This window comes from Pseudomonas sp. UBA6753, assembly GCF_002453565.1.
GTDB classification, from domain to species: Bacteria; Pseudomonadota; Gammaproteobacteria; order Pseudomonadales; family Pseudomonadaceae; genus Aquipseudomonas; species Aquipseudomonas putida_Z.
In genome coordinates this window covers 1-17,148 of sequence record NZ_DKHD01000023.1, presented here as the reverse complement: position 1 = coordinate 17,148, position 17,148 = coordinate 1, and the positions used below count along the sequence as shown (strand labels likewise).

Below are 17,148 nucleotides of genomic sequence, written 5' to 3'. Positions count from 1 at the left end.
GCGAGCCAATTGCCCTTATTCCTGAGTCTGTCCCGAAGTTGGTACGCCCGCGCGGGCGGATGCGCACGCATTGCCCATCCCCGCCGGGCCATCGAGCAAGTGGACGGAACGGTGGGCGCCCAAAAGGCGCCTGAACAATATAGAAACTGTGGAGACACCCACCCATGCAAACCGACACAACTCGCGAGAACCCGCAGGCCAAGGTGCCGCAGGCCGCCGATTCCAACCAGGATCTGGCCGCCACCGCTCCCGGCCAACTGCGTGTGATCAAGCGTAACGGCACTGTCGTCCCCTACACCGACGACAAGATCACCGTGGCCATCACCAAGGCGTTCCTCGCAGTTGAAGGCGGCACCGCCGCCGCTTCGTCGCGCATCCACGACACCGTCGCGCGCCTGACCGAGCAGGTCACCGCCACGTTCAAGCGTCGCATGCCATCGGGTGGCACCATCCACATCGAAGAAATCCAGGACCAGGTCGAACTGGCCCTGATGCGCGCCGGCGAGCAGAAAGTCGCCCGTGACTACGTGATCTACCGCGAGCAGCGCGCCAAGGAGCGTGCCACCCGCGTCAACACCGAGTCCGTGGTCGAGCCGCACCCAAGCATCCGCATCACCCTGGCCGACGGCAGCCTGGCGCCGCTCGACATGGCCCGCCTGAACACCATCATCAGCGAAGCCTGCGAAGGCCTGGCCGAAGTCGATGGCGACCTGATCCAGCGCGACACCCTGAAGAACCTGTACGACGGCGTGGCCATCAAGGACGTCAACACCGCCCTGGTGATGACCGCCCGTACCCTGGTCGAGCGCGAGCCGAACTACTCGTTCGTTACCGCCCGCCTGCTGATGGACACCCTGCGCGCCGAAGGCCTGGGCTTCCTGAACGTGGCCGAGAGCGCCACCCACCACGAAATGGCCGACCTGTACGCCAAGGCCCTGCCGGCCTACATCGACAAAGGCGTCGAGTTCGAGCTGCTGGACCCGGCCCTGAAAGGCTACGACCTGGACCGCCTGGGCAAGGCCATCGACCACGAGCGTGACCAGCAATTCACCTACCTGGGCCTGCAGACCCTGTACGACCGCTACTTCATCCACAAGGATGGCGTGCGCTTCGAGCTGCCACAGGTGTTCTTCATGCGTGTGGCCATGGGCCTGGCGCTGGAAGAGAAAGACAAAGAAGCCCGTGCCATCGAGTTCTACAACCTGTTGTCGTCCTTCGACTACATGGCCTCGACCCCGACCCTGTTCAACGCCGGCACCCTGCGCCCGCAGCTGTCCAGCTGCTACCTGACCACCGTGCCGGACGACCTGTCGGGCATCTACCACGCGATCCACGACAACGCCATGCTGTCGAAATTCGCCGGTGGCCTGGGCAACGACTGGACCCCTGTGCGTGCACTGGGCTCCTACATCAAGGGCACCAACGGCAAGTCGCAGGGCGTGGTTCCGTTCCTGAAAGTGGTCAACGACACCGCCGTTGCCGTCAACCAGGGTGGCAAGCGCAAGGGCGCCGTGTGTGCCTACCTGGAAACCTGGCACCTGGACATCGAAGAATTCATCGAGCTGCGCAAGAACACCGGTGATGACCGTCGTCGTACCCACGACATGAACACCGCCAACTGGATCCCTGACCTGTTCATGAAGCGTGTCTTCGATGACGGCAAGTGGACCCTGTTCTCGCCTTCGGAAGTGCCAGACCTGCACGACCTGACCGGCAAGGCCTTCGAAGAGCGCTACGAGTACTACGAAGCCCTGACCGAGTACAACAAGATCAAGGTGTTCAAGACCATCCAGGCCAAAGACCTGTGGCGCAAGATGCTGTCGATGCTGTTCGAGACCGGCCACCCGTGGCTGACCTTCAAGGACCCCTGCAACCTGCGTTCGCCGCAGCAGCACGTGGGCGTGGTCCACAGCTCGAACCTGTGCACCGAGATCACCCTGAACACCAACAAGGACGAGATCGCGGTCTGCAACCTGGGCTCGATCAACCTGCCGAACCACATCGTCGACGGCAAGCTGGACACCGCCAAGCTGCAACGCACCGTGAACACCGCCGTGCGCATGCTCGACAACGTGATCGACATCAACTACTACTCGGTGCCGCAAGCGCGTAACTCGAACTTCAAGCACCGCCCGGTCGGCCTGGGCATCATGGGCTTCCAGGATGCGCTGTACCTTCAGCACATTCCGTACGGCTCCGATGCTGCCGTCGAGTTCGCCGACAAGTCGATGGAAGCGGTCAGCTTCTACGCCATCCAGGCGTCCTGCGACCTGGCCGACGAGCGCGGTGCGTACGAGACCTTCCAGGGTTCGCTGTGGTCCAAGGGCATCCTGCCGCTGGATTCGCAACAGATCCTGATCGAGGCCCGTGGCGCCAAGTACATCGACGTCAACCTGGAAGAGTCCCTGGACTGGGCCCCGGTGCGCGAGCGCGTCAAGAAAGGTATTCGTAACTCGAACATCATGGCCATCGCGCCGACCGCGACCATCGCCAACATCACCGGCGTGTCGCAGTCCATCGAGCCGACCTACCAGAACCTGTACGTGAAATCGAACCTGTCGGGCGAGTTCACCGTGATCAACCCGTACCTGGTCCGCGACCTGAAGGCCCGTGGCCTGTGGGACTCGGTAATGATCAACGACCTGAAGTACTACGACGGTTCGGTGCAGCAGATCGAGCGTATCCCGCAAGAGCTGAAGGACCTGTACGCCACCGCGTTCGAAGTCGAGACCAAGTGGATCGTCGATGCCGCCTCGCGTCGCCAGAAGTGGATCGACCAGGCCCAGTCGCTGAACCTGTACATCGCCGGCGCCTCGGGCAAGAAGCTGGACGTGACCTACCGCATGGCCTGGTACCGTGGTCTGAAGACCACCTACTACCTCCGTGCCCTGGCCGCGACCAGCACCGAGAAGTCGACCATCAACACCGGCAAGCTCAACGCCGTTTCCAGCGGTGGCGACAGCGCCCCGGTCCAGGCAGCCGGCCCTGCGCCAGTGCCGAAGGCCTGCGCGATCGACGAGCCTGACTGCGAAGCCTGCCAGTAAGGCCAGGCCGAGGCTTCCTGCGGGAAGCCTCAACGCGTTTTCCGCACCACTGCGGACCCTGTGGGAGCGGGTTCACCCGCGATGAGGCCGGCACTCCCGCCGCCTCTCCACAGCCAGACACAACAAGCCGTGGCTACAAAGCCGCGGCCAGCCCTTTCGGGCACCTCAGATTTGCGTGCACCGCACCGCAACCAAGATCCACCGGCCATACTTGATAGATGGCCCTCAAGCAGGAGAATCTCACCATGCTGAGTTGGGACGAATTCGATAAAGAAGACGGCGAAGTAGCCGCCAAAGGCAACACCCCTGCGCAGGCCGCTGCCGCCGCCACCCTCGACAAGCTCGACAGCGCCGGTGGTGCCGCCGCCCTGGAAGCCCGTGCCGCCACCGCTGACGACTCCGACGCCGTCAAGCGCGCCAAGGCTGCCCTGAACGACCTCGACATCGCCGAAGGCCTGGCCGAGCTGGAAGGCTCCGGCGCCCGCGTGCGTGTTGACGAAAAGCGCATGATCAACTGCCGCGCCGACCTCAACCAGCTGGTACCGTTCAAGTACGACTGGGCCTGGCAGAAGTACCTGGACGGCTGCGCCAACCACTGGATGCCGCAAGAGGTCAACATGACCGCCGACATCGCCCTGTGGAAGAGCATGGACGGCCTGACCGAAGACGAGCGTCGCATCGTCATGCGCAACCTCGGCTTCTTCTCCACTGCCGACTCGCTGGTAGCCAACAACCTGGCCCTGGCCGTGTACCGCCTGATCACCAACCCGGAGTGCCGCCAGTACATCCTGCGCCAGGCCTTCGAAGAGGCGATCCACACCCACGCCTACCAGTACTGCATCGAGTCGCTGGGCATGGATGAAGGCGAGATCTTCAACATGTACCACGAGATCCCGTCGGTAGCGAAGAAAGCCGCCTGGGGCCTGAAGTACACCCGCGCCATCTCCGATCCGGAATTCAACACCGGCACCGTCGAAACCGACAAAGAGCTGCTGCGCAACCTGATCGCCTACTACTGCGTACTGGAAGGCATCTTCTTCTACTGCGGCTTCACCCAGATCCTGTCCATGGGCCGCCGCAACAAGATGACCGGCGTGGCCGAGCAGTTCCAGTACATCCTGCGTGACGAGTCGATGCACCTGAACTTCGGTATCGACGTGATCAACCAGATCAAGATCGAGAACCCGCACCTGTGGGATGCGGCGATGAAGGAAGAAGCGACCCAGATGATCCTGCAAGGGACCCAGCTGGAGATCGAATACGCCCGTGACACCATGCCACGCGGCGTGCTGGGCATGAACGCAGCGATGATGGAAGACTACCTCAAGTTCATCGCCAACCGTCGCCTGACCCAGATTGGCCTGAAGGAAGAGTACCCAGGGACTACCAACCCGTTCCCGTGGATGAGCGAGATCATGGACTTGAAGAAAGAGAAGAACTTCTTCGAGACCCGCGTGATCGAGTATCAGACTGGTGGGGCGTTGAGCTGGGATTGATATCCGAGCCCTTATTTTTCAGCGAGAACCGAACAAATTTCAAATTTTCCGAATTTTCGCACCAAATAAGCGCATGAAATGGAAAAAGCCACCTGAGCCGCAAGGACCATGGTGGCTTTTTCGTATAAGGCTTTTGATGTTTGCGCTGGACACTGCTTCAGCCTGACGGATGACTACACCCCTACCGCTTCAGCGCTTTGATTTCATCCCGGATTTTAGCCAGAAGCGCGTCCACATCTCCTTCCCGACCGACCTGCATCAACACAATCAAAGTCGCGGGGTTCACACCTAGTCGCTCCGCAAATTCTTCCATTTTTTCTATCGTTGGGCTGCGAATGCCACGCTCAACTGTGGAAACGAAGGATTGGCTCGCCCCCAGCTGCTCTTGTGCTATCTCCTTTCGTACCCGCACCTCCTTAAGCGCGGAGCCAAAAGCCAACTTGCGTTCCATCTGGTTACCCACAAAAGGAACGATAAAGCCCTGATGCGGACTCAAACGCTATGCTGTATACAGCATATATGAGAAAATTAGTTGTACTCCTAATTAATCAGTACGACCCCACTCCATCTCCGTTTTGATTGAGGTTTCACGCCGTGTTTGTTTCAGATCCCCAGGAAGAGGTCATCACTCTTATAGGCAAGGTCGACCCCAGCTACAAAAGCTGGCCTAGAGTTGATACCAGCGAGACATTCTTCCACGTTCACGCTAAACAGCGAGGGGAATCCAAGCGTACCTTCGGGGTAGTACTGCTCGCAACACCGCGTGCGCTTCTAGATTTCTTGGAATGCTGCCAGCGAGATGAGCAAATACGAATTGAACAAATTGTTATATCAACCCCTCCCCACGCTAACCGATCCAAGCTCTGGCGCACCGAAGCACTCACAAAGCTTGAGGTGAGCTTTGATGATAGTGAGGTGCCGAACTCGATCACCTACCATACAACTGATGACACCTACTATGAGGAACGCGTATACGGAAAGCAAAAAGGGCAGGATCAGCGAATCCTGAAAACATTGTACAAAGCTCGCCGAAAACGCTCACCCGCCCCGAACAAAGCAAACAACGGTTAATCACACACCCAAGCTGCTCGTTTTTGCTTCGCACTTAGTTCAGACGCTCGAGGTTTGAAATCAGCTGCTGAGCTCTGGCTCTCTTTCGCTAGGGCTCCAGTCTCCGCCCTCCGCTCAGCATTGTTTCGAAACACACGCAACATCTCAGAGCAATTAGAAAAATCAACCCGAAGACCTGGTTGCGACATATTAAGTCGCACTCATGCCGCATAAACTCATGCCAACCCTTACGCTGCGAAAGAGCATGTTTCGATTCAAAACATAACAATGATGAAACGATTCACCTGATAACACCTACTTTGACTTCCACATGAATCCGTGATCAAATCGAGCTATAGAACACATTTAAGACTTCCATCTTTTCACTTAAGGAAAAGGTCAGTTTTTTTAGACTGTCGGTCAAAAAAACGTCGCCAAATTTAAAGCTAGCAGCAAGAGCCACCACATCAAACGAGATTAATTTCTGGCAGTGCCGCAGGCAGTAAGAAGCATATGCGTTATACGAGCGAAAGGATGAAATTAAAAAACATCCCGACGCATCATAACCTTGGGCCCCACTTCTGACGAGACTCGACCATGATTACGCAAGACGAATCGACCAGACGCCTCAGCTGGGAGCGCCTGCTGTTGCGCGCTGCAAGCAGCATTTCTTTGACTGCTAGCCAATACAAGTTGATTGAGGAACGCTACTCACAGCTGCAGAGTATCCTCTCGGCCTCCAAAGACCCTTTGCTTGAGGGTGCGCATATTTTCCCACAGGGCTCAATGCGCCTAAGGACCACAATCAATCCGGTCAAAGATGCTCCCAAAGACTTGGGCACGATCGATGCTGATGCTATCGTCTGGCTGCCCAATGCAGGTGGCGCTGATGCAGACACCGTTCTTGCTGCTATAGAACAGCGCTTTCGTGAAGGCACCCGAGTGCAATCGGAGATCGTCCAACTGCGCCGAGGGATCCGTATCGAGTACGCAGACGAAAATCCCGGATTCCACATTGACATCACACCTGCGCGTGCGGTGCAAGGCAATGCCGAGAGTAACGGTCAAGGTAAACTGGAGGTACCTGACCGTGTCACCGGCTGGAAGGCCAGCAGTCCAATCCCATATGCAGACTGGCTACATAGCGCTTCAGAGCAAAAAATCTCGCTGGAGCTTTTCAAGAGTTTTGTGGCGAATGAGAGTCGGGCAATGGACTCTGCCACACAAGAGCCCCTTCCATCTTACCAGGACTACGACAAGCTCGATCCTTTGCGAGCCACCATCAAGCTGCTTAAACGGCACCGCGATGAATGGGCGATTGAAACGCGAAATGAGGACTACCGCCCAATTTCTGCAGTCATCACCACTCTGGCAACTCATGCCTACCTCAAGGTAGTGAAAGAGTCACACCACACGCCATTGACCCCCATCGATGCGATCCTCAAGATCGTTGAAAAGATACCTGAGGAAATAAGAGTTTTTGGTGGAAATTATTATGTACTGAACCCTCGCGACGTTGGCGAAAACTTCGCGGAAAAGTGGAATAGACCTGACGAAGGCCACAAATACAGCCAGGCTTTTGACGATTGGCATGCAAGTGCAATGGTTGCCTTTATGCTTGGCCTGCAGCCCCACAACAGCGCTGATGAGTTCGCCCAAGTCATGAAACGCAGCTTTGGGATCGGCCAGACGGTAATCACTGAAAGCAACAACGAAATTCCCGGTAACTGGACGATGGCCGGTCGAAAAGCTGGTACCACCAAGAACATCTTAGCCGCGACTGCAATCTTTGGCAGCTCAAGCCACGCCACCCCACAAGCGAATGTGAAGCCCGTTGAACGCCTCGGTTAAGCCTAACCTGCCCTCTGAAGTGGAGCGTGGCATTGCCGCGCTTCGCGCATATGTAGGCGAGGAAGTTGCGACCTCGCTACTTAGATCCACCGATCAAAAACAAGGTGAAGCTGCGAGCTTTTTGTTGCCTCTCCCTCCCGACTATACCGGTGTTGAAAGGCAGGTGCGCATCGCGTTTCCAAACCAGTTCCCATTGGTCTCGTTGAGGGTCCAAGTCGAGCCATCCCCTTGGCTCGCATGGCCGCACGCCACGAAATCAGGGCTCTGTCTCCACGGGTTTCGTGAGAGGCCGATTACAGGAACGCCAGAAACAGTGGTACAGGACTGCCTCTTGCGGCTAGGGGCGATCCTAGAGTTTGTCCAAATGGGATCTCCCCCTGCACTGCGCGAGGCGGAATTCCAGAAAGAATTCACCTCGTATTGGAACATGCAGCTTGGCAGCTCTCCTCAAGATGTCTTGCTGCTGGAGCGGCCGCAGGCGGCGTCAGAACTGTTTGTAACTGGCGATCCTCGTCCTGGCCGGCGAACTCGTACCGCATGGCTTGCGCCAAGTGTGGAATCGCTGGGAGCGCATGTCTACCGCACGCTTGGGCGAAGCGCGAAAATCCCAGCGCCCGCGGTCGCAGGCTTCTATTTAAAGCTGTTGACCTTTCCGGATATCCAGTTCCCAGCTCCTGGTCGTTTACTCGAATGGCTGACCCCCCACCTTAGCCAGGAAGACGGCAAGAAATTTCTTGCTTGGTTCTCCGGAAAGGGTTCGCTGGCAAATCGATGGCTTGTACTCGAACTGCCCGGTCCTACTGGGGCACCACTGTATTGTCTGGACGTACGTTCCTACAGTAAACAACCAGACCATGGACGCTGGTATGGCTTTCGTTCAGCAAGGCGATGGTCAGGCAAGAACCAGCCATCACACTCGCCCGTTTTGGTGAGGGGAGCCATCCTCAATGTTTTAGATCGAAACGACATCCTCTCACGCGACCTTAGTGGTACTGCGAAGAGCTTGGAAAACTCAAAGGTCGTGATGGTCGGCGTCGGCTCGCTGGGAAGCACCGTTGCATTACAGCTCGCCCGCTCCGGTGTCGGAGAACTCGTGCTGATAGATCCCGACATCCTAGAATCTGCAAATCTAGGGCGTCATGTGCTTGGCACTGATGATCTCGCTCAGTCAAAAGCAACTGCTCTCGCCGAGAAGATTAGGCACGATCTACCGACCGTTAAGGTTACGGCATTCGTGGATTTCGCCGAACTCACGCTACTCAAAATGCCGGAAATTTTCGAAAGCACCGACATGGTGATTGTCACCACTGCAGACTGGTCATCAGAGGTTGCTCTGTGGTTTCACAAGACACAGGCTACAGCCTGGGACCTTCTACAAGCTTGGAGTGAGCCTCACTCGTTTGTTGGGCATGCACTTTTAGCACCAAATGGGGGGCACGATGGGCGCCCTTTGTTCGACGACACTGGAAATTTCAACCTCAAATACACAGACTGGCCGCACGGCGGCGGGGTCGTTCCACTACCGGCCTGTGGCCAGACGTTCATCCCCGGAGGCGCCTCAGGCATGGCCAATGTGGCATCCATGGTTACGCAAGTAGCACTGAGGGGGCTGACTGGACAAATCGGTCAGCCGGTGTGGACCACAAGCATCTATCGGCCCCAAGACATTTCCAAACATGGCGGCATTTACAGCGGTCCAGTGCTAGCAGACGGTGTCCAGCACATCGTGCTCGAACGCGAATGGCCGAATGTGGAGATTGGTAAACAGTGAGTGCCATAGCGTGGAGTTGGCAGTGGCCTGGCATCGATGTTCACTTGTCTGTGTCGCAAGCTGTTGCAGATGTGCTCGATCAGTATCGGCAACTAACGTGGAGGACTGAGCGAGGCGGTCAGCTGTTTGTCGATCTGACAAATCCCGAGGGTCTGATCATGAGCCTTGCCACATTGCCACATGCAAGAGATCGTGCTGGATGGACATGGCTGGAGCTCGACGCCGAGCGCTGTCGACAGGAAATTGAATCAGCCAACGCACAAGGGCTTCGGCTTGTGGGCTATTGGCATACTCACCCACAAACCATCCCGGCGATTTCACCCACGGATATTGCGAGTTTCTCCAGGTTCGCAGCGCGCTATGCACAGGAACTGCCCCACCCGATCGCTGTAATTGTGGGTCTATCCCCAACGCCCAACGGCATAAAGGCGTGGCTGTTCCGTGACGGAAATTGCGTGGAAGCCACGTTGACCAACTGATCAGCCCTGCTCTGCCCTGCGCTGCTGCATCAACTGGAAAAGCTCTGCCTGATAGCGCGCGTCATCCAGAGCGTTATGCGTGGGGGATGTATGCGGCAGCAAATTCGCGCTCATGTGCGATGATTTGGTCTGCTTCCACTCGAGATTGAAAGCCCCCATGTAATACGCCTTAATATCAAGCGCTGCAAAACCGAAGGGGTTCTCCCCCAGATACTTATGGAAGTAGTAGTTTACAAATGACCAATCAAATGAAGCGTTGAGGCCGATAAATATCGCTTTTTGTTCAGACGCACTAACATTGGCCAACCACTCGGCCAGCTTCTGCATCGCTTGTAGTGGCGCAATCCCAGTAGCCGCCAAACTTTGCAGATCGAACCCTGTCACACTCACTGCTTCAGGATCATGCCTGGGGCTATCCGGCATTAGCTCAAGGTAAATGGCTTGCTCTGGCCGCCCAACCACACACGCCCCAAGAGAGAGCATACTGTACTCTCCTGGGATCGGCCCAGATGCCTCGATATCTACAGAAATATAAAGCTCTTCACTGCTCATTACCCTGCCCTCCTGAATTTAACTTCCTAACTGTATGGCCTAGTTAACAGACCCGCTAGAAGACGCGGCTAGCATCAAAATTTCGCAAAAGGTAGTAACAGGTGCTCAAGAGCTAAACAGCTCATCTACTCGGTCAGGAATCTTTGGTGTCTTAGATAGCACTAAACAGCGGCAGTCGCCGACGTACTCCTCAATCAGATAGAGAGAATCACCAACATCAACCTCCAACTCTTGTAGGGCTATGTCCGGGATGCGAATAGCCCCATCGCCATCCCATTCCTCAATGATTACTTTGTATCGCGTATTCATCATCGCTCCGAATACCGCCAAGCTCCAGAAAGCCTTGAATCATCTTCTGTGTAGAGTCCTGCGTAAAAAGCGTGACACGAGGCCTTGATGCTTTGTGGGCTGCCCATCTCGCCGCTCCTGCCCAAAGCAGGATCTGTTGAGCGGACAGCGTACTCAGCTTACTCGCTCTCAAGAAAGCCAAGAGTCTACGGTGTCTGCACCGTACTTGGCCTTCCATTCTTTCAGGGTACGGTTATTACCACCCTTGGTCTCAACCACCTCTCCAGTGTGAGGGTTTTTAAAGACCTTGAGCTGACGCGGTTTTCGAGCTTTTTTGGACGATCGGGTTTCGACCTCTACACGAACATTCGGGTCTAGAATTGCAATCACATCACGCAAGCTATAACCGTAGTTAGCCAGCAACTCCCGCAACTTTCCTTCAAATTCAATCTCTTGCTTCAACCCATTGTCATTTTTTAAGCTCTCGAGCTCGGCCAACTGAGCCGCAAGCTGTTGCTCAAGAGCGCGGAATTCAGCGAGTCTAGACATGGCACATACCTTTTATGAGTAATTCAAAACATTCAATCATTAGCTTGCTTGGCATGTCAACCCAATGCCCCCCCAAACACTGACAAATACCCCAAACCAAGAAGACAATTTGATATGATCCACCCGGGACGTATAGCGCTTCCTACACGAGAGAATACTTATTAAGTTTAGCCTACCCAACCGCGTTCAATTAACCACTTTCGGCTAGTCGCCGGCCTGCGGCGGCCATTTCAGACGTGAGGAGTTGCTTATGCTTAAGGAAGAATTACTGAATTGGGGAAGGAAGCTTGTCGACTGGTTTGTCCGCCCAAAAAATCTAGGCCTAACCCTTGTCCGCAACGGAGCGGTAGTGATAGGGCTCTCGCTTGCTGGAGGGGTCGTTGGACAGGTTATGTTTAAAAACGAGTCTACCCAGCTGCAAGCTAACGTAGACACCACTGGAGGACCGGCCACGTGGATTAGCGTCATTGCCTTTGCCCTCGGCGTGCTGATGATTCTGGCTGGCATTTACCTCAATCTGCAAGATCGTAAGCAGTTGGCCCGCCAACGCGTATTGATTCTCGAGCAGAAAGGACTCTTCAAAATTGATAGCCCTCTGGACACCGCGGTAAAAAATACCGTCGGGGGTAACGTCGACACCATCCTGGTCGACATACGCGAAGGCATTACTGAGGGGCGCATCACCAATCCAGAGGTCGCTCTGAAAAAGGTGGTGGACGGCAGAGGTGATTTGGTCCGTCGTCTTGATGGCCAGAACAAAAACGATATTGAGATCGTCTACGGCGGCCTTATGGCAGTGCCATTCACGTTTCTGACTGGATGCCTGCTGGATGACGAAGGAGGTGGAATAAAGGTCTTTGACTGGGACCGCCTGGGGACAGGTCAGTGGCGCTTGATTCAGAGCGGCATTGACGACAATCGGCGAATGCAGATTGCATCTGCCTTCACCGGCAGAGCGGAAGAACTCGTCCTAGCGCTTTCGATTTCTTATCCTGTAGATGAGGCTGGCATCGCATCTACTTTTCCGGGACTGCCCGTTATGCATATGAAAATGGATGACCTCTCGTCGAACGCTCACTGGACAACGGAAAAACAAGGCGCCTTGGCAGAGCAATTCCTACAAGCTCTGAAGGGTCTGTCGAGCCAAGGAGCAAAAACAATCCACCTGATTATCGCCGCGCCGAACAGCGTGGTATTTAATCTTGGACGAATCTACGATAGAAGACTGCTCCCGTCGGCCGTTATCTATCAGTACGAACGATCATCCAGTCCTGCTTATCCTTGGGGCGTTGCCCTTCCATCCCACTCTCAGGATGAGCCTTCGATATATCGATACGAGACTAAACGAGTAGCAAAGTCACTTTCTTAAAAGCGCTCCAGCGAGAGATCAAGCTGTTCTTGGCCATGCGCGTGACAATAAGAGGAATAGAAAAGCGTTGTCAGCCAGTTACTTTAAGAGATGTACCAATTTTACTACCGCGTACTGAGGCCATAGGCCTACGACCAACTCATAAGCCACTTGGTTAGGAGTCAGCACGGGAGCTGATTTCGCCTTGAGATATGGTAAAGCACATAAAAACCATCTTTTGGGTGGTTTTTATGTGCCTGCTGTCTTTGCTCCTGACGGACACGTCCAACTACCAGTTACAAATAGCCTACTGGGGATTAATGTCCCAAAGAAACGGCAACCCGCGGAGCGGCGATGCGAGGCCCTGCAAGCAGTGAGAGCGCCGCCAAGATGGCTGGAACCCCCAGAACCGCGAAGATTAAATTCATTGGCATCCCGAGACTGAGAAGCGCCCCTCCCATCATTGAGCCAGCAATGCCCCCAAACCGGCCCATACCGAGCATCCAACTAACCCCTGTCGCTCGGAATGCCGTTGGATAGAGACCTGGCGCGTAGGCATTGAGACCTGTTTGCGCGCCATTGATGCAGAAGCCAGCTAGCAGGACCAGAACTCCCAGCAGAGAACTGTCGACCGCTAGCAAGCCGATGGCAAACACGCACACTGCGCCACCAGCATATGCCGTTGCGATCACTTTGCGAGGACTCACTCGATCCATGGTATAGCCGACGAGAAGGATGCCCACCAAACCACCGACTTGGAACAGCGCGGTAATGATAGCGGCCCGCTCGATCGGCAACCCTGCGTCCTTGATCAGCGTAGGTAACCAACCAGTGAGTAGGTAGATCACCAGCAAACCCATAAAATAAGTAGCCCAGAGGCTCAGCGTAATTCGGCGGTAACTGGGCCCAAAGAGACCGGCAACCCGGCCTTGCGCTTGCTCTGCTGGACTCCCGCCGTTGGTTACAAACTGGCAAGTGTCATCGAACTGACCACCCAATGGGCGCAGAGAATTTGCAATACGCGCGCTTGGCAGCCCTTTACCTACCATGAATTCGACAGACTCAGGCAGACCGCGCCAGAGCAATGGCAGCATCAGCAGAGGCAACACCCCTCCCAAAATCAACAGTGAATTCCAGCCCCAGTGCGGCAGCATCCACGCGGAAACAAATCCTCCCATGGCTGACCCTAGGCCAAAACCCATGAACATCAACGTAACAAGCGAACCTCGCAACCGAGCAGGAATGAACTCGGAAAGCAGCGTGGTGCAGTTCGGCATGGCCGCACCAAGCCCCAGGCCGGTGAGGAAGCGCAGGGCTGCCAGTTGCATCGGGGACTGAGCAAAACCACTGAGCAGGCTGAACGTCCCGAATGTGATGACCGAAGCAAGGAGAACTCGACGCCGGCCGATCTTGTCGGACCAGGGCCCCGAAACTAGCGCGCCGACGGCGAGCCCGACCATCGCAGCAGCCATGATGGGACCAAAGGCGGTTTTGCTGATGCCCCACTCCTGCAGAATGGCAGGTGCAATGAAGCCCATGATTGCCGCATCGAAGCCGTCCAACGTGACGATGCAGAAACAGAGAAAAAGGATACCCCACTGATAGCGGGTCATCGGTCGCGAATCGATCCATTCGCGAATATTCACGCTAGGCATTGTCATGGCACTAATCTCGATTGTTGTTATGGATAATGCAATCAGAAACGCAAGGTTGGGCGCAGGCTGACGAAATGAACGCTTTTGCCCCCGGCCTCTTGGAGCGCATTGCCGGCGGCCAAATACTCCCAGTCAAAGTCGACTGTGAGATTTCTGGTCGCCAACCAACGAATATTGGTCTTGTAGATCGTCCCCACATGGCGACTTTCAGTGTTGGTCGTACCCGGAGCCAGCCCCATGCCGGTGAAGTACACACCGTCTTCGGCTTGTTGTTTCCATACACTGAAAATAGCCGGCTCGATCCGCAGACTGGGGAACGGAGAAAAAGCGACCTGAGGGCCAACCACGATCAGGTTGGACAGTGTGGTGATCCCTGCTTCCCCGTAGTAGCCGTTTTTGCCGTACAGTGGATCAAACGTGCCCACCCGGTTATCGCCCCGCTTGCTGTCACCGCTGGCAATATCTGTACGCAAACCGACACGCGGTTGCCAAGGGGCATCAAAGGTATAACCACTGGTACCAGCAACTGCCCAGGCGCGGATATTCGCGTTGTCCAGATGGCCGAACTGTCCCGCTACATCCCAGGTCCAATCGAAGCCAGCAGCCTTACCGAAAATGCGCGCACCGGTGGTGTAACGAACCTCATCACCACTGACACCGGCCAAGCTACGATTCTTGGTTTCTAGATCTAACGCATAAACGTCCAGGTTCCAGGGCTTGCTGAAGTTGAACGTGCTGTAAAGGCCAGCGAAAACAATATCGTCACTCGACTCGTCGTCGAAGGACTTCAAGCCGTACGCCACAGGCCGCATGGCAAAAGCATCAAACTTGTAGCCACCGGGAGTCTTCAGCATGAGCCTGACCCCATCGAGGTTGAAGCGAAGATTGGGCGCGTCACGATCGCTGATGAGGACCTGGCTGCCGTAGACCATTTCCTGACGGCCTACGCGAGTGGTCAGCTTGTAACCCGCCGGGAGCTGTAGATTCCAATCGACAAAAAGCTGCTGGAATTCTGTATCGCTCTGGTCATTTGGCGAATAAATTGTCTTGCGCCAAGATTTAGTGTCCTGCAGTTGCGCAAACACCCGAAACTGATCGTCCAGCAAGTGCACGTCGGCATGCACCTGAAGACGCTGCTGCAAATAGCTATTGGAATCGCTCCCACGCAAACCGAAGAAGGGTTCCTGGTGACTATCTGCGCGATAGCGCATCTCACCACCGAAAGTAACCCAATTTCCCTCCCCAAAAGGAACATAGCGAAGCGAGTCCAATGGGTCGGTACGCTTTGCTGGGTCCTTTAGAAAACTGTAGTCCTCTGCCCACCGTGCAATTCCTGGACGTAGGGGTCTTGCATTCTGCACATCAGGCGGAGCCAGTACATCATCAGCGTAGGCGGTAGCGCTAACACACAGCAAGGCACAGGCGCCTACCACGAGCGCACGCGCGGTTATTGTATTTTTCATAAATGCCCGTCTTTGTTTTTATTGGCAGGTACAATTTAAAAGGCCGGCGAACCGGCCTGTCGTTACAGGTCCAAAATCAGGCGTGGCGATTTGGCCCTGGAGCAACATGGAGTGAACTGGTCATTCGCTGCCCGCTGGGCATCGGTGAGGAAGCTGTCACGGTGTTCTGGAATGCCGCTCAGTACGCGAGTCACGCAGGTGCCGCAGACGCCCTGTTCGCAAGACACTGGGACATCAATTCCGGCGTCATACAGAACATCGATGATGGTTTGGTCAGCCTCCACCCGCATGACCTCACCCGAGCTCGCAATTTCGATCTCAAATGCTTCGCCTGGTGCACTTACCTCAGCGCTCGCGCTGAAGTACTCACGATGCAGCAACTCTTCCGGCCATCCTTCGGCCCGGCCGCTGGACAGCACATATTCCATGTACCCGCCCGGACCACAAACATACAGGTGCGTCCCCGCCGCTGGGTTGGAGAGAACGGCGCGAGCATTCAGCGGAACCTCATCGTCAAAGTACACGTGCACGCGATCAGCAAATGGGCTGTTCTGCAGGCGCGACAGAAACGCAGCTCGATCCCTGCTCCGCACAGAGTAATAGAGCTCGAATGATGCGCCTGCATGGCTAAGCCGCTCGGCCATGCAGAGGATCGGGGTGATGCCAATGCCACCGGCAAACAGCAGCGAATGCTCAGCTGTCGAATCCAGTTCGAAAAGGTTACGAGGCTCGCTGATCGAAAGATGCTGCCCCTCGAGAACCGTTTCATGCATTTGCTGAGAACCACCCCGAGAAGTCGGCTCCTTGAGGACTGCGATCTGATAACGATGATTTTCAGAAGCGCTATTGCAGAGCGAATACTGACGGGTCAACCCGCCGTTCAGGTGGACATCGATATGCGCACCAGCGCTGAAAGCAGGCAGCGGCTGGCCATCTTCACGGGCCAGTTCGAAACTGCAAATACCCTCAGCTTCGAGCTGCTTCTTCGCCACGATTACTTCGATCATGTTCGACTCCCGGCGATCAGGCGGATTGCACAGGAATGCCGGTTTCCAACTGCGACAGACGCAGCAGGGTACGGCGGCACATGATACCGGGACGATCTGGAGCGAAGCTCAATTCCTCAACCGCTCCTGGCTCTTTGTCGAGCAGCTCTTGAATCCAAGTCAGTGCTTCAACGTCTTCTTGATACGCGGCACTGTGGCTGTCGAGGACATACTGATCGATTTCTGCATCCTCGTGATGGAAGTCACGACTGTTGAACCACCAGTAGTGCAGCGTATTCTGACTTTCAGGAGTGAATGCGTGAGTAATGTTTACCAGATACTCCTGTGCCTCCCCTTCCTGAGGCTCAAGATTCACGATCTTGGCGTGTGCAATGTGAATGGCTGGCGATTCAAAACGTGCATCCGAGAACCGGTCTACTGCACGGCCTTCGAGCTTCATCGGTACGGCATAAACAGGCGGTGGCGGGGAGTTTTTCAAAGCGCGCAGAATGATCACGCGATCCCCCTCCTGACGCACGTCCAGGTCCGAACGAACATAAGCCGGGGTACCGATGCCGGTCTTGGCGTGCAGGATTGTTGGCGCTGATGGAAAATT

The 17,148-nt window shown here is 55.6% G+C and carries 15 protein-coding genes; 7 read left to right on the top strand and 8 right to left on the bottom strand.

What is annotated here, in order from left to right; genetic code table 11:
• Positions 1–164: 164 nt before the first annotated feature.
• Positions 165–3,044 (top strand): ribonucleoside-diphosphate reductase subunit alpha, encoded by a 2,880-nt coding sequence (locus B2790_RS08495; protein ID WP_025340287.1) that lies wholly within the window; start codon positions 165–167, stop codon positions 3,042–3,044.
• A 245-nt stretch (positions 3,045–3,289) separates the two neighbouring features.
• On the top strand, positions 3,290–4,540 hold the full coding sequence (locus B2790_RS08490) for a ribonucleotide-diphosphate reductase subunit beta (RefSeq protein ID WP_024087598.1): 1,251 nt from the start codon (positions 3,290–3,292) through the stop codon (positions 4,538–4,540).
• Between the two features lie 181 nt (positions 4,541–4,721).
• On the opposite strand, the gene B2790_RS08485 is transcribed toward B2790_RS08490, so the two are convergent.
• Positions 4,722–4,991 carry a helix-turn-helix domain-containing protein gene (locus tag B2790_RS08485; protein ID WP_286918625.1) on the bottom strand — a complete coding sequence of 90 codons (270 nt, stop codon included), beginning with the start codon at positions 4,989–4,991 and terminating at the stop codon, positions 4,722–4,724.
• A 143-nt stretch (positions 4,992–5,134) separates the two neighbouring features.
• On the opposite strand from B2790_RS08485, the gene B2790_RS08480 reads away from it, so the two are divergent.
• From B2790_RS08480 to B2790_RS08465, 4 genes are all read left to right on the top strand, one after another.
• Positions 5,135–5,611 (top strand): hypothetical protein, encoded by a 477-nt coding sequence (locus tag B2790_RS08480; protein ID WP_286918624.1) that lies wholly within the window; start codon positions 5,135–5,137, stop codon positions 5,609–5,611.
• Between the two features lie 576 nt (positions 5,612–6,187).
• Positions 6,188–7,441 (top strand): nucleotidyltransferase domain-containing protein, encoded by a 1,254-nt coding sequence (locus B2790_RS08475; RefSeq protein ID WP_286918623.1) that lies wholly within the window; start codon positions 6,188–6,190, stop codon positions 7,439–7,441.
• The gene (locus tag B2790_RS08470; RefSeq protein WP_286918622.1) at positions 7,425–9,212 is read left to right on the top strand and encodes a ThiF family adenylyltransferase; all 1,788 of its coding nucleotides are present in this window, start codon (positions 7,425–7,427) and stop codon (positions 9,210–9,212) included. The genes B2790_RS08475 and B2790_RS08470 overlap by 17 nt, the downstream gene beginning before the upstream one ends.
• Complete coding sequence (locus tag B2790_RS08465; protein ID WP_313667191.1) at positions 9,209–9,691, top strand: Mov34/MPN/PAD-1 family protein; 483 nt, start codon at positions 9,209–9,211, stop codon at positions 9,689–9,691. The genes B2790_RS08470 and B2790_RS08465 overlap by 4 nt, the downstream gene beginning before the upstream one ends.
• On the opposite strand, the gene B2790_RS08460 is transcribed toward B2790_RS08465, so the two are convergent.
• The 3 genes from B2790_RS08460 to B2790_RS08450 form a co-directional block, all read right to left on the bottom strand.
• Entirely contained in the window at positions 9,692–10,243 is a 552-nt protein-coding gene (locus B2790_RS08460) for a 3'-5' exonuclease (RefSeq protein WP_286918621.1), read from the bottom strand. It lies immediately after the preceding gene.
• A gap of 105 nt (positions 10,244–10,348) precedes the next feature.
• On the bottom strand, positions 10,349–10,552 hold the full coding sequence (locus tag B2790_RS08455) for an AbrB/MazE/SpoVT family DNA-binding domain-containing protein (protein WP_286918620.1): 204 nt from the start codon (positions 10,550–10,552) through the stop codon (positions 10,349–10,351).
• Positions 10,553–10,720: 168 nt separating this feature from the next.
• Complete coding sequence (locus tag B2790_RS08450; protein WP_286918619.1) at positions 10,721–11,080, bottom strand: histone-like nucleoid-structuring protein, MvaT/MvaU family; 360 nt, start codon at positions 11,078–11,080, stop codon at positions 10,721–10,723.
• Positions 11,081–11,330: 250 nt separating this feature from the next.
• On the opposite strand from B2790_RS08450, the gene B2790_RS08445 reads away from it, so the two are divergent.
• Positions 11,331–12,449, top strand: coding sequence for an SAVED domain-containing protein (locus B2790_RS08445; protein ID WP_286918618.1), 1,119 nt, complete (start codon positions 11,331–11,333; stop codon positions 12,447–12,449).
• A gap of 296 nt (positions 12,450–12,745) precedes the next feature.
• On the opposite strand, the gene B2790_RS08440 is transcribed toward B2790_RS08445, so the two are convergent.
• The 4 genes from B2790_RS08440 to B2790_RS08425 form a co-directional block, all read right to left on the bottom strand.
• Positions 12,746–14,083 carry an MFS transporter gene (locus B2790_RS08440; protein WP_286918683.1) on the bottom strand — a complete coding sequence of 446 codons (1,338 nt, stop codon included), beginning with the start codon at positions 14,081–14,083 and terminating at the stop codon, positions 12,746–12,748.
• Positions 14,084–14,124: 41 nt separating this feature from the next.
• A complete protein-coding gene (locus B2790_RS08435) occupies positions 14,125–15,546 on the bottom strand; it encodes an alginate export family protein (protein ID WP_286918617.1) in 1,422 nt (473 codons plus the stop codon).
• A 62-nt stretch (positions 15,547–15,608) separates the two neighbouring features.
• A complete protein-coding gene (locus tag B2790_RS08430; RefSeq protein ID WP_286918616.1) occupies positions 15,609–16,553 on the bottom strand; it encodes a PDR/VanB family oxidoreductase in 945 nt (314 codons plus the stop codon).
• 16 nt (positions 16,554–16,569) lie between these two features.
• Positions 16,570–17,148: hypothetical protein (locus B2790_RS08425; RefSeq protein ID WP_286918615.1), on the bottom strand; the 579-nt coding region annotated here is incomplete at its 5' end.